Annotated in this window: 8 protein-coding genes and 4 pseudogenes; 3 read left to right on the top strand and 9 right to left on the bottom strand. The window is 68.4% G+C overall.

Annotation, left to right across the window (positions count from 1 at the left end; translation table 11 throughout):
- Positions 1-227 precede the first annotated feature (227 nt).
- Positions 228-575: a helix-turn-helix domain-containing protein gene (locus AS594_RS35715; RefSeq protein WP_069935805.1), complete on the bottom strand. Its 348-nt coding sequence runs from the start codon at positions 573-575 to the stop codon at positions 228-230.
- A pseudogene (locus tag AS594_RS46715) lies at positions 572-766 on the bottom strand (tyrosine-type recombinase/integrase); the annotation flags it as partial. The pseudogene AS594_RS46715 and the gene AS594_RS35715, both read right to left, overlap by 4 nt.
- Positions 767-955: 189 nt before the next feature.
- Here AS594_RS46715 and AS594_RS35710 point away from each other — a divergent pair.
- A complete protein-coding gene (locus tag AS594_RS35710) occupies positions 956-1,588 on the top strand; it encodes a class I SAM-dependent methyltransferase (RefSeq protein ID WP_069936050.1) in 633 nt (210 codons plus the stop codon).
- Positions 1,589-1,611: 23 nt separating this feature from the next.
- On the opposite strand, the gene AS594_RS35705 is transcribed toward AS594_RS35710, so the two are convergent.
- The 5 genes and pseudogenes from AS594_RS35705 to AS594_RS35685 all read right to left on the bottom strand — a co-directional run.
- Entirely contained in the window at positions 1,612-2,073 is a 462-nt protein-coding gene (locus AS594_RS35705; protein ID WP_069935804.1) for a hypothetical protein, read from the bottom strand.
- On the bottom strand, positions 2,070-4,274 hold the full coding sequence (locus AS594_RS35700; protein WP_069935803.1) for a hypothetical protein: 2,205 nt from the start codon (positions 4,272-4,274) through the stop codon (positions 2,070-2,072). The genes AS594_RS35705 and AS594_RS35700 overlap by 4 nt, the downstream gene beginning before the upstream one ends.
- Positions 4,271-5,392 (bottom strand): hypothetical protein, encoded by a 1,122-nt coding sequence (locus AS594_RS35695; protein WP_240509193.1) that lies wholly within the window; start codon positions 5,390-5,392, stop codon positions 4,271-4,273. The genes AS594_RS35700 and AS594_RS35695 overlap by 4 nt, the downstream gene beginning before the upstream one ends.
- Before the next feature lie 349 nt (positions 5,393-5,741).
- A complete protein-coding gene (locus AS594_RS35690) occupies positions 5,742-7,463 on the bottom strand; it encodes a site-specific integrase (protein WP_240509192.1) in 1,722 nt (573 codons plus the stop codon).
- A 105-nt stretch (positions 7,464-7,568) separates the two neighbouring features.
- Positions 7,569-8,488 (bottom strand): annotated as a pseudogene (locus AS594_RS35685) (site-specific integrase); the annotation flags it as partial.
- Positions 8,489-9,101: 613 nt separating this feature from the next.
- On the opposite strand from AS594_RS35685, the gene AS594_RS35675 reads away from it, so the two are divergent.
- Together AS594_RS35675 and AS594_RS48100 are read left to right on the top strand one after the other, a co-directional pair.
- On the top strand, positions 9,102-10,136 hold the full coding sequence (locus AS594_RS35675; protein WP_069935800.1) for a magnesium and cobalt transport protein CorA: 1,035 nt from the start codon (positions 9,102-9,104) through the stop codon (positions 10,134-10,136).
- Positions 10,127-10,313, top strand: a pseudogene (locus AS594_RS48100) (DUF6411 family protein); the annotation flags it as partial. The gene AS594_RS35675 and the pseudogene AS594_RS48100, both read left to right, overlap by 10 nt.
- Positions 10,314-10,398: 85 nt before the next feature.
- Here AS594_RS48100 and AS594_RS35670 read toward each other — a convergent pair.
- Together AS594_RS35670 and AS594_RS35665 are read right to left on the bottom strand one after the other, a co-directional pair.
- Positions 10,399-11,907 (bottom strand): annotated as a pseudogene (locus AS594_RS35670) (ISKra4 family transposase); the annotation flags it as partial.
- Between the two features lie 45 nt (positions 11,908-11,952).
- Complete coding sequence (locus AS594_RS35665; protein ID WP_240509317.1) at positions 11,953-12,564, bottom strand: hypothetical protein; 612 nt, start codon at positions 12,562-12,564, stop codon at positions 11,953-11,955.
- Positions 12,565-12,783 lie beyond the last annotated feature (219 nt).

The raw sequence follows: 12,783 nt of genomic DNA, 5'->3' as shown, positions 1-12,783 counted from the left end.
GTCCACTCTGCGTCGTCCTCGGCTCGGATCGCCTGCAGGCACGTACGGCACAGCCCGTCGGTGTTCAGGTAGCCCTCATGCCGACAACGTGGGCACACAGCGCGCTCCCGATGCTTCTTCTGCCAGCCCTTGCACCCGGCACACACCCAGCTGTGACGCAGCACGACCCAGCCCAGGCACGACTCGCAACTCCGGGCAACACCCCGGTTCTCCACCACTACCAGCTGTCAGCTCGGCGGAAGCGAGCGCGGTCCGCTACCGCGCCGACTACGCGGCACCGGCCGAACCGGGCCTGTCATCGGCTGTACCTCGGCGCCGACCGCCTGCTGGCCGGACGCCGGTGCCGCCTGCGTGTCAGCGAGCGGCTCCGCCTGGAGCAGGTCGGCGACCGTGCAGTCCAGCGCCGTACAGATCTTGTCGAGGTCGTCCAGGCGCACCGTGACCGGGGTACCGCCCCACAATGCGGCGACCTTGCTCAGAGAAGGATTGAACCCCACCTGCTGGAAGGCCGCCAGCACCTCGGTGGGTCGCCGCAGATCCCTCTGGGCGGCCACCATCCGCAGATTCCACTTCACCGCAGGTTCCCCTTGTCCATAACCAGTCGTTGTGCCGCCCGGGAGCTCGCGGCCAGGTTTGCCACCTCCGGGTCGGCGTGCGCGGTCGCCATATACCGGAGTGTCGTGGTGGCCCAGTCGTGTCCAAGGATCTTCTGCACTTCCCACAACGTCATGCCACGCTCGTAGTTGTGGGTCGCGCAGGTGTGCCTTGTGTTCGCAGAGGCCGTGTGCGGGTGACTTCGTGTGGCCATTGAGCAGGTCCGCTGTCGGAGCCGCGTTCGCGACGGGGACAGCGGCGTGTGTTGCATTCCAGCCCCATCGGTGTGACGCAGTTCACTGCCATGGTCTTGATGGTGGAAGCGCCGGGCCGCGCGCGTCCGCTGTGGCAGGGTCGGACCATGCCCTTTGATCACAACGACCACTATCACCGTCTGCTGTTGCGCCAGGTGCCGCGGAATTGCGGTGCGGCCCTGGACGTCGGCTGTGGGACCGGCCGGTTCGCGCGTCGGCTCGCTCACCTGGGCATAGAGGTCGATGCGATCGATCCGTCGGAGGAGGTCATCGCGGAGGCCCTCGCGCTGTCGGGGCGGATAGCCGGTGACCGGAGCCCACGCTTCCAGCACGCGAACATCACCGAAGTCGAACTGCCCAAGGCTCACTACGACTTCATCTCGTGCCTCGCCAGCATCCATCACATGCCGTTCGACACCGTCGCCGCACTGCGTGACGCACTCGCGCCCGGCGGCGTCCTCGTGATCTTGGGCTGCTATCCGGAAAAGACCCGGCTCGACTGGGCTTGGAGCCTTGCGGCCGTGCCCGTCAACGCTGTCGCCAGGCTGACCGTCGCCTTGAAGGACAGGCGTCGCCCCGCCGCCGCTGCGACCGGTCGAGAACAGGTGAACGCGCCGGTGAGCCAGCCGACCGTTCCCCTTCTGCAGATCCGTCGGGAGGCCGCGGTCCTGCTGCCTGGATGCAGCATCCGCAGGCTCCTCTTCTGGCGCTATCTGCTCGTCTTTCGCAACAGCGGCTGACGGAACTACTGCCCGCGCCCGCCTCAACTGCAGGTCCCGATGACTGTGGTTCGTGGTGCTGGAAGCCGCCTGACTTGGGTGGTTCCGGCGGAGGCTTCGCGGAGCCGGACGATCTCTTCGTGTTGCGCGGCGAGGCGAGCCAGGGATTGGGAGCGGAAGTCGGTGAGCTCGTCGATCGTCTCGTCAGACTGGGCAATCCGGGCTTTGAGCTTGGCGTTCTCTGCCTTGAGGCGGGCGATCTGGGCTTCGCGGGGGTCGGGGATTTCGCCGGCATCTTGGAGGGCCCGCAGGCGTCGTTCGAACTCGACGCGGAGGTGACCGTAGGGGTGGGTGCCGTAGAACGCGGTGCGGTCGACGGCGGCCTCGTTGGCGAGGGTCTTGATGTCGCATTTTCCGCCGGGCGGGATCTCGCCGCGCAGGAGGCGGTCCATGGCGGCTCGGATGCGGTTCTCGTTCTCGGTGCGCTGGGTTGCGGAGATTCTCATGCGGACTCCTCGTCCGTGGTGGCGCTGGCGGCGTCGATCTCGGCGACGACTCGGAGGGCTCGGTCGTAGTCGGCCTGGAGCCGGGTGCGTTCGGTCTTGCGGGTGGTGCCGAGTTGGCCGATGAAGATCTTTGTTCTGTCGGCGTGCTCGGCCCAGACGGGGCGGTGACCGGGGTGGTGGGTGGCCTGCGGGCAGCGGGCGGAGTCACACATCCCGATCAGCGGGCGGTCCGCGGTGGGGGTGCCCGCGAGTTTGAGGCAGAGCGCTCGGGAAGGGTCGGTGAACCAGCAGTAGTTCGCCGGTCCGAGGTGCAGGACGTTGGCGCGTTTGGTCAGGAGGTTGAGGACGTCGCGGTCGTTGCGCTGGGTTTTCGGGGCGGTGGCCGAGGCGGCATCGAGTTGGGCGTCGATGCCGGCGAAGAACTCGGTGAGGCTGCGGGCGCCGGGACCGGCGGGCAGAACGCCCTCCTGGTAGTTTCGGAACTCCTCCAGTACCAGTTGGAGATTGCGCTCGCTCTCGTGCTTGTTGACCTCGGCCAACAGCTCGGCCTGGGCCCCGCCAGGGCGAGAGGCATAGCCCTCCGTTGTGGCCACGGCGATATGTTTCATGTGGATCTTGGTGGCCAGGACGCCGCCGGGCCGGTAGGCCATTTCCAGCGACAAAGTGCGCCGCAGCATCCGCAAGTTGACTGGTCCCTCGGGGATTGGCGCCAGGCCAAGTCGTTGGCCGGCCCCGGAGTTGGCCCAGCTCTTGAACCACTTGAAGCGGACGTTGAAGGAGAACCTGCCGATCAGCAGTGCCTCTTCTGCCGGGGCGTCGTGCAGTTGCTCGAGGAGTTCGATCGCGCGATAGACCGGTGCGATGACGACCCACTCGTCGGCGGTGCCGCCCAGCGGCTGCCCTTTGACGATCTTGCTTGCGATCCGGTAGCGGGTCAGGCCCGGGACGGTCTCGTCGGGCGGTCGTCGGCAGCCGATGCGCAATTCCATCAGCTCACTCGCGCGCATGCCTGAGATGGCGGCAGCGGTGATGATCGCGGCGGTGCGGACGATGCCGACCAGGGCGACGGCCTGGGGCCGGGACAGTGGCAGGGTCCAGGGCAGTGACGATGTTCCGTCGACTGCGGGGACCGGGTCGGCATCGCGGCCGAACGGTCTTTCGACGCCGACCTGCGCGAGGGCGTCTTCCAGCGCAGGCCGCATGGTGGGCAGCCACGGGTGGCAGAACTGGCTCAGCCCGGCCCGGCGGGCGAGGGTGCCCATGGCCACCGGGAGAAGGGGATCGTCCTCGGCCCAGCCCTGGGCGAGCCGCTTTGAGATGTAATGGTCGTCCAGCATGGGCAGGGCTGTGCACGTTCGCGTGTACTCGGCGAGGCTTTCGCTGAGCTCCCGGACCGGGACGCGGTTCTTGGGGCCGACGCGCCGGATTCCTTGGGCTCGTCGTGCCGAGTGAAGGTCGGATTCGCGGATCTTGTGTGCCAGGTCGACGGCGTGCGGGCCCAGTGTGGACATCAGGTAGAGGGCGGCCGTGAGCATCGGCTGCATGATCTCGTCCGAGACCGGTTGGGTCTTGTTCTCGGTCCGGCCGCTGGGCATCTCGGCGACGGCTGAGGCGGTGGCGCCGCCCCAGGGCCGCAGCTCGGCGGGGACGCGGTCGGCGGTGAACAGGTCGCGGTAGTTCACCAGGTCGACGACGACCTGGGCGGCCGACCGCCTGGTTCCGTGGCTCTGTTCACCGACGACGGCCCCATGCTCGTCGAGTACGTAGCGGCGGTGAGCCAGGTATGCCTCGCAGTCCCGGGTGTTGATCTGCTGCAGGCTGATGGTCGCCCGCTCGCCCAGCCAGGTGAAAAAGCGGACGAGTTCGTCGAGACGGGCGCGACAACTGGTGACGTGGAGCGGGTTGCGGAAGGCGCGAGGCAAAGGGGCGACCGACTGGTGGCGGGGTGCGAGCATCGCCAGGACCAGTTCCTTGGCCACCAGCCGCCAACGCGAGTCCGTGATCTGGGTGAAGTCGAAGCGCCTCATCGAGGGGCTCAGCTGGGTCGGCAAGCCGATGACGTGGGTGAAGTCCCAGGTGTCGTCCTCGAACGCGGGGTGAGCGGCGTTGTCCGGCAGGGCCAGCCCGGCTTCGTCGCAGATATCGGCGCCCGCAAAGACGGCAGAGCGTCCGTCGAAGGCGGGAGCGAGAGCGGTGCTCATGCGGTCATCTCCTCGGGTCGCAGGGGAAGTTCGTCGTCCCGGTCGACGACGTGGGCGGCGGCCGCGGTGACCACGGCCGGATCGAAGCGGTCCAGGACCTGCTGGATGCGGGCGGCATAGGGGCCGAAGACCGCCATGAAGTGGGCGGCGGGCATCTGCTGCCACTGCCGGGAGAAGAACGCCTTCAGCCGCAGCAGGCTGACCGCATGCCGTGGCGCGAACACTGCCAGGGGAGACAACAGGCAGACCCAGGGGCGGGCCGGACAGGGCTTGCCCTTCGGGCCGTGCAGTCCGGACAGCTGATCGCCGCAGGCAGCGGTGAACACGCCCCGCTGTCCGCCGACGAGTTCGGCGATCACCTCGTCGTCCAGGGCAAGGTCCGCCACCAGCTGCGGATAGCCCTCGGCCAGGGCGGCGGCCTCGTCCTCGGTGATCACCGTCGGCGGATGCGACCTGCGCAGCAGGTCGTGCTGGGCGTCTTCGATCACGGCCTCGACCGCACGTTGCTGGGCGGGTGTCGCGGCCGTCAGATAGTGGTCGCCCTCGATGGCGGGGGTGTGGTTCGGGTCGATGGTGGCCCGGCCGCTGCCGGTCCACGCGCTCTTGTCCCGCATCGCCTCGTGCGTGGTGCGGATCCGGGATCGGTGGATCTTCAAGGGCTGCCCGTCGTCCCCGGCCAACTGGTGCCGCACGACCCACCGCTGAATGGCGACGCGGTCGAACTTCCTCACCCGACGGTCACCGCCGGCCCGGCTCAGCCCCAACCACAGTTTGCGGCCCTCGTCCGACGGAACGAAGCCCCGCAGCAGCGTGGAGTGGGCCAGCCACTGCTCCAGCAGGCGCACGGCCCTGCGCGGCAGATTCAGACTCTCGGCCGCGGTGCGACCCTTGACGTAGGAGAGCAGGATCGTGGAGTCCCCGGCCCAGTCGACGTCCTGCGTGACCAGGTCCTCGATGCCGTCCGGCACGATCCCGGAGTAGATGCCGAACAACAGCCGGTAGGCGATGAGCACTTCCAAGTGCGGGAACACGGCCTGCGTCGCGTCGTGGAAGCCGCCGCGGCGGTGGACCACCGCAGCCGAGATCCCGACGTTGCGGCCAAACTCGGAGATGCTCACCGGCCCGATGGTGGCCAGCAGCCAGCGAAGATTTCGGGGAGTCCATCCGCCCTCGGCGGGATGCTGTCCGTGAGCGACGGCGGTCAGGGCCTGCCGGTGTGTCGCGTACGACTCCTCAACGAGCCGTCGGCAAAGATCGCCCAGCCGCTGCCACTCATTCTCCGAGTAGGGAGGCAGAGCATGGTGATTCGGCTGAACATTGAAGTTCCGCCCGGCCGCGAGCTCGAGCACGCCGTCCGCCAGCGAGCCGCCGGCCTGACCGAACGCCTCGACCATCGCGCGGGTGCACGCCTCCCGACCGCCCGAGCATCCCATCAAATACTCGGCCAGCCTGCCCCGCCTGAGCTGGTCAAGGCCACCAGCGAAGCCCTGCGCAGCCAGGGCCCGCACCATGCCCCGAATCGCCTGGACGTAGTGGTTGACCGTGCCCGCGGAATCCGCAGTGCCGTGAGGATGGATCACATCCACCAGGCCGGTGGCCAACTGCCGGGCCAGCAACGAGTTCGGCAAGCCATCCAGCGAGAACGCCGCACGGCTTCCATCGCTGAACACGCAGGTGATTCCCAGGGGTTGGTCGATCAGCATGGTCGGCATCAGAGAGCCCCGTCCTCGACGTCGTCATCGAACTCCGCGACGGCTTCCCGATCGGAGCCCACGTCGTCGGGTCGGTCAGCCCAGCCTCGGCGCCGGCCCCCTCATATTCCTCCCGGAAGATGGGGGTCGTATCCAAGCGGCGGAGGTATTTTTCCGTGGTCAGGACGGTGGAATGTCCTAGAAGATCACGAAGCACCAGCAGCGGGTCGGCCTTGCTGAGGTAGAAGACCAGAGCGGCGTCGGCGTCGGCGTCCCGCACGAGCTTCGCGGCCTGCCGGTAGTGCCCAGTGACCAGGTATTCCAAGGTCCTCATCGAGAAGGTGTGACGGCATCGGTGGGGCCAGACGTGCGGGAACCGCGGCTCGAAGCGGGCCCGGATCCGGTCCGAGGTCCGCTCGAAGACCGTGGCCCAGGCGGTGAACGGGCCGCCGCCGTTCTTCACCGCCAGCAGGCACGAACCGCCCTCCGGGGCGACCAGGCGACGCCGCTCGGCCGGCGTCAGAGACTCCCAAGGCCGCCGGATCCCGTTGATCAGCCCTCCCCGAGCGTCCGGCTCCCTCACCAGCAGCGGTTCGCCCCACCGTCGTGGCGGCCGCCAGAGCGATCCGTCCGTCGTGGCAGCCCGGTCCAGCTCGACATAATCGTGCAGCCCGGCCAGGGCCTCGTAAGAGGTCCACGTAGTGCGGAACTTCTTGCCCTTGGTGATCCCGGCCGGCACCGGGAACGGGACGGGAACGGGGGTCGGCTCCGGCGGCAGCGCGGGAATCTCCCAGGGCAGTAGATAGGTGAACTCCTGCAGCCGCATTCCGGTGGCCAGCGCGTGATCTCCGACCGCCCCGTTGCGGGTCAGCTCCCGGCCGTGGAAACCGGTGTCCTGCGAGCCGTCCGGGGCGAGCCCGCGCAGCCCCTTGCGGAACAGCTCGGTGAAGTCCGGCTCCAGGTACTTGATCGTCACGTGCGGCTTGGGGGTGCGGCGGACCGCCAGGTTCACCTTCACCTCCCGGCCGGTTCCGGCGAACAGGGCCCGCGCGGCGCGGTAGGTGAACGGCTCGGCCGTCGCGTACTCCTCGTGCATCGCCCACCGGTAGAACAGCGACAAGATGCTCATGTGCTGGCCCCACGTCGTCGCCGCGAACCGGGCCTTCAGCGGACCCGCCGCCCGATGCTCGGCGTACCGGCTCAACGCGGCCTTCAGCCGTACCCGCGAGTCGAACAGACCCACCCCGTGCTCAGCCAGGAACTCCATCCACTCCTTGACCACCCGCGCATAGTTCTCCCACGAGCTCGGAGCCGGCGCCCCACTGGACGGGAGTTCACGCAACCACCGGTTCACCACCGCCGCCGGACGCGGCGCGGCAGGGCCGTCCTCGAAGCGCAGATCGTTGTCGATGAGCACGGGCATCCCCTCGGGGATCAGCGGCCGATGCTCGATGTCCCAGGACTGCCAGCCCCGGGACGAGAAGAAGTTCAGGATCATGAGTGGCGACAGTAGAAACACCACACGCCTCAGCGCAAAGCCCAAACCCCCAGGCCATCACCCCAGTTGATGTCAATCGCCACACGGAAACTAAGCAGAGACAACGTGCCGCAGCAAGTGCGGGAACAGGTCTGTGACCGGCCCCGTGAGGTAATTCGTGGCTGCGACGTGCAGCGACCGGCGGAAGGTGGAAGGCACGATCGCCGGAGCGATCGGCAGATTCAGCGCGGCGACCGCAGTCGGCTTGCGCTCCGACGGCCACAGAGGCGCCCGCGGGTGCTCGGCGTCGTCCCCGAACTCGCCCCGGATCTCTTCGATGTACCACCACAGCAGGGCACGCCCCTCCTGGAACATATACGCCTCGCGAGGCCGGGGCCCGGAACCGCGGGACCCCTTCCCCTGGACGACGAAGCGACCCCAGATGTCACCCAGGCACACCCCGCACAGCTCCGCCGCGCGGACACCGGACAGGTACGCGACCTTGGTCATCACGTAGTCGCGGCAGGCGACGAAGTACTTCCGTGCGTTCGGCAGGTCCTCGCGCCAGCGCGCGAAGAAGTCGCGCATCGCCGCCTGCGACGGCGGGATCCGAAGCCCGAAGTCCCCACGGTGCCGAGGCCGGTGAACAGGTCGATCGGCGACTCCACGGCAGCACCGAACCGGCGCATGATCTCACCGGCATACCGCTGCTCAAGGAACGCAAAGTACGCATCAATCTTGTTGATCTTCGCGCGCAGAGTCGACAACGCCCGTTTCCCCGGGCCCGCGAAGTACCGGTCAACCTCCCTCGGCGACAGCTGCCACGGGACGGTGCCGTAGTACTCGCACACCTCGATGACTGGCTTAACCAGACCATCAAGCGTGGCCGGAGCCAGCCCTGCCGCGTCCCGGGCCCACTGGTACTCCGAGAGCGTGTCGAGGAAGAAGCTCTCCTCGTCATGCGCCGACATCCGGGCCTGTCGGCGTCGCTGTAGCGTCACGACGTCCGCCAGCCCGGACTCCACCGCCACGGCTGCCGGGTCCACCGGAGCGGCGGGATCCCGCTCCGGGCGGAGGAGCGTAAGCAGACGACTTTCGGAATCTGACACGATCCCGGAAATTACAGGGATCACTCGTGGAATCTGCGAGTTACTGCGGAGATCCCAAACCAACGAGTGAAGGGCCGCCACGGAGGGAGCTAGCTGCTGAGATGCGGCTCCGCCGTGTCACGCAGTCGTGAAGGAACCCGCACGTACTCCACTAGCGAGGATGAGGACCGCGTCGTGCGGGTGGCGCTCGAGGATCCGCTGCGCCCGCGTAAGGGTTCGCGGCGCAGGGTGCCGGTCAACAGATCGCGCTGGGCGGCGGCCAGGCGCCGGTGAAGGACGACGGTGTGGGCGGTCCATCCGGCCAGCGGCACGGCGGCCGCGGTGATGTGAAGGCTCTCCCTCGGTAAGACGGAGCTGGTCATACTGGGGCTTCCTCTCGTACTTGGCTGGCTTGCAGGCGCCGGCCGGCCTAGGAAACTCACGCTCAGCCGTGAGGCTGTCGTCAGGAACCGGTGGGAGCAGCCCTGCGGCGCTGGCACCCGGGGTGATCATTCGCTGGTCGCGGGTAGGTTGCCTCTCTATACGTTCGACGGCAGACAAGAGGCAGCACATGGCGGCGCGGCACGGTAGTGAGGGTGGGGGTCTGCCGTCGGCGGTGGTGGACTGCGCGCTGTACGAGGACGGGAAGCGGATCCCCGGGCAGGTGAACCTGGGCAAGATCATGGAGCGGATAGACCCGCAGGCGGGGCGGTTCGCGTGGATCGGCCTGTACGAGCCGAGCGAAGAGCAGCTGCAGGAGGTTGCCGGGGCCTTCGGCCTGCACCCGCTCGCGGTCGAGGACGCCGTCCATGCGCATCAGCGGCCCAAGCTGGAGCGCTACGGCGACATGCTGTTCCTGGTGCTGAAGACGATCGTCTACGTCGACCACGAGAAGGTCACCGCGACCAGTGAGATCGTCGACACCGGCGAGATCATGGTCTTCGCCGGCCCCGGGTACGTGATCACTGTCCGCCACGGCAGCGCCCCGTCACTTGTCGGCGTCCGCCAGCAGCTCCAAGACGACCCGCGGCAGCTGGGCTGCGGGCCCGCGGCCGTCCTGCACGCGGTCGCGGACATGGTCGTCGACCGCTACCTCGAGGTGGCTGATGCTTTCGCCGGTGATGTCGACACCCTGGAGAGCGAGGTCTTCTCCCCGGACCGGCCCGTCGACGCCGGGCGCATCTACCAGCTGAAGCGCGAACTCCTGGAATTCAAGCGCGCCGTCATGCCGTTGACTCCGGCGCTGCAGCGCCTCAGTGAGGGCACCGTCCCGCAGATCCCGAAGGAGGTGGCCACCTACTTCCGGGATGTCGCCGACCACCACCAGCGGGTCAGCGAACAGATCCTGTCCTTCGACGAACTGATCACCGGGATGCTCAGCGCCAGCATCGCCCAGCTCGGCGTCCAGCAGAACGCCGACATGCGCCGCATCAGCGCCTGGGCCGCACTCATCGCCGTCCCCACCATGATCGTCGGCGTCTACGGCATGAACTTCGAGCACATGCCCGAACTGAAATCCCCCTACGGCTACCCAGCCGTCTGGATAGTCATGGTGAGCGCGTGCACGGTCATCTACCGGGCCCTGCGCCGCAACAAATGGCTCTAACAGCCCGGCCCGCTCCTGCCGCAGCGCACAGACCGTCCGGAAGACCACAGCGGCCGTCCGGGCGGGTACGCGTCGGCTGCCGCGCGCGGGGGCGAGGCAGCAAGCCCTTCCGCAGCAGTTCAACGCGTTGGCCGCAGCGGCTCCGCCGGCCGACGCACCCGAGGCCGCATGCCGTTCCAGACAGGAGCCCATCCCCACCAGCGACGGGTGCGGCTCTCTTGGAGTGAGATCGCCGGTCAGGCGTGGAGTTCGTAGTTGTGCTGTTCGGGCTGGGGTAGAGGCGTTCGCGTTCTCTGTGGGTGTGGAAGGTCCAGTACTGCGGGAAGTCGCCGTTGCTGATGAGGGCTCGGAGGGTGAGGACGGCTTCGGCGCCGGGGACGCTCCATCGGCTGCCGGTGATATCGAGACGGTCGGCCACCAGATGACGTGCTGCTCCTTCGACGATGCCGCTGGCGATGGGCCATCCGGCGTCGAGGGCCTCGTCGTAGCGGACGAAGGCGGCGTTGTTCTCCAGGTAGCGGCAGGCCCTATCGGCCGCACCCCGTTGATCTGCGGACAGGCCCAGCCGGTCGGCTTCGGTGCGGATGCCGGCGACGGCGCCGAAGGCGTCGCCGGCCAGGATCCGGATGGCCTTGGCCCCGACCCAGGTCTCGGCGGCGGGATCGGTGGCGGTGTGGAAACACCGCGAGGCCGCCCATAACTTCTCGATCACGTGGACGATGTCGAGAACGACATGAACGGTGACGCCTCGTCGGGCGGCTTCCGCATGGATCAACTCCAGTTGGTGCTCGGCGCCGTCGACCAGGACCACCCAGCACCGGCGGTGCTGCGGATCACGGGCTTCTGCCTCGTCGAACGCGGCGGCGATGACCTGGTCCGCGTCGTGTTCCACCGAGGCGGTGAGCCATTTCGCGCGGGCCTTGGGCCCCTTGCGCGGGGCGCGGCGGGTGGTGCGGCCTCCGGGCGGGGCGATGATGTCGTGCGGCCGGCGCGGAGCCGGATCCGCGTCGTGGACGACGGCCAGCGTGGCCATCCGCTTGCGGCAGGTCTTCTCCCCGGCGGACAGCCGGGTGCGGAACGTGCGCGTCGCACGCTCCGCTGCCTTCCGTGTCGCTTCCCGCAGATGACCTGGGCGCATCACGATCCCCTTGCCGTCGACGCTGAGCACCAGCAGCGTCGTGCTGGCTGCCGGGGCAGGGGTGCGGGCGGAGTAGAAGGCGGCGATGTCCACCGCGCCCGCCTGCACGAGTTGTTCGGCCTGACGTTTGCCGACCGTCGGTGTCCCGCAGCGGCGTTCGATCGCCTCCACGGCATGGTCGTAGGAGCCGCGGGCGGCTTCCAGCACGGCCAGCCGGCGCAGGCCCAGGCTGTGCCGCTCGCGTGGCAGCCCCAGCACTTGGTCGGCCGGATAGCAATTAGGCAGGCCCGGGGCGCGCAGCGGGCACCGGGTGACGGTCACCGGCCCGACCACGGTCGACAGTTGGCGCCGGTGGCCCTTCTCGAGCCGGGTGCGGTCCGCGGCGAGCTGGGCCCGGCCGTTCGCGTCCAGGGCGGACAGCTCGGCTTCCTCCCGGCGGGCGCGCAGGTCCAAGTGGCCTTGCAGGAGGAGGCGGGCCAGCTCCCTCGCCCCCTGTTCGGCGTCTTCCTCCACCCGCTCATGGGATAGGAGCAGTGCTTCGGGACGGGAGAGGGAATCGATGAGGGAAGTGAGGAAAGAAGCGGCTCGGTCAAAGGGGTCAGCCGCCGCGGCGGCCGCATACGCTCCAGGCATCGGGCTCTCGCTTTTCGAGCGTGGAATCGGTTGGCACCTTCGACGCTAGGGACGAGAGCCCGACCCCACACCGGCGCGGCGACGCGAAGCCTCCGTCCGGCCCTCCTCCGGCGCATGCGCGTGCGCCGTCACCGCGGGCCGCGGCGCGAACAGTCCCGGCTCCGCCTCCGTCAGCCAGCCCCGCTCGACCAGCCGTTTCAGCTTCGACCGGAAGCCTTCCACCTTGCATTTGTCCGTCGACAGACCCAGCGCGGCACAGATGTGATGCGCCCGCATCGGACGCACCGCGTCCGCAAGCACCTCGACAATGTCCTGGTACGAACGCGGCAGCACCCCCACGGCCAGCTCGGGCGTCCACGGCGGCACCAGCCGCACTCCAACCGGCGACCCCATCCCGAAGGGGCAGTCTTCTCCCGCCTCCGGCCGCGACACCTCCACCGGTCCGCCGGCCTCCGGCTCCGCCCTGGACCCTGGCCCGGAGACCGTCTCGTCGCCGTACAGAATCTCCGTCATCGTCTCCCGGGTGATCTCCAACCGGGACAGCACCATCTCCCGTTCGGCAAGATGTCCGTCCAACTCCTCGATCCGAGTGCGCAGTTCACCGATCTTCTCCCGCGCCGCAGCCTCTCGCCGCTCGAGCTCCTCCAACCACGACACCATCGCCGCCTCCAAGACCGCACTCTGGGACACGACGATCCGCCGTCCGACCACGAAGGGCAACGGCGCACGGCATCACCAGCTCACGGCAGAAGAGCCGCACCCATTCCGCAATCACGTACCCACCTGCGCCCCCACTCCACCTGAGGAATTCCGTGAATGCTCACACCACCTCGCCGACCTGGGCTATACCTGTGCCGTGACTGTGCCGAGGGACGT

The sequence above is a fragment of the Streptomyces agglomeratus genome (assembly GCF_001746415.1).
GTDB classification, from domain to species: Bacteria; Actinomycetota; Actinomycetes; order Streptomycetales; family Streptomycetaceae; genus Streptomyces; species Streptomyces agglomeratus.
Note: the sequence above shows the minus strand (reverse complement) of the source record. Positions and strands in the feature narration are given on the sequence as shown.

What these genes read in the sequence shown, in the direction of transcription:
- AS594_RS35710 (WP_069936050.1), top strand. Translation starts at nt 956, where the DNA reads ATGCCCTTTGATCACAACGACCACTATCACCGTCTGCTGTTGCGCCAG.
- AS594_RS35705 (WP_069935804.1), bottom strand. Translation starts at nt 2,073, where the DNA reads ATGAGAATCTCCGCAACCCAGCGCACCGAGAACGAGAACCGCATCCGA.
- AS594_RS35700 (WP_069935803.1), bottom strand. Translation starts at nt 4,274, where the DNA reads ATGAGCACCGCTCTCGCTCCCGCCTTCGACGGACGCTCTGCCGTCTTT.
- AS594_RS35690 (WP_240509192.1), bottom strand. Translation starts at nt 7,463, where the DNA reads ATGATCCTGAACTTCTTCTCGTCCCGGGGCTGGCAGTCCTGGGACATC.
- AS594_RS35675 (WP_069935800.1), top strand. Translation starts at nt 9,102, where the DNA reads ATGGCGGCGCGGCACGGTAGTGAGGGTGGGGGTCTGCCGTCGGCGGTG.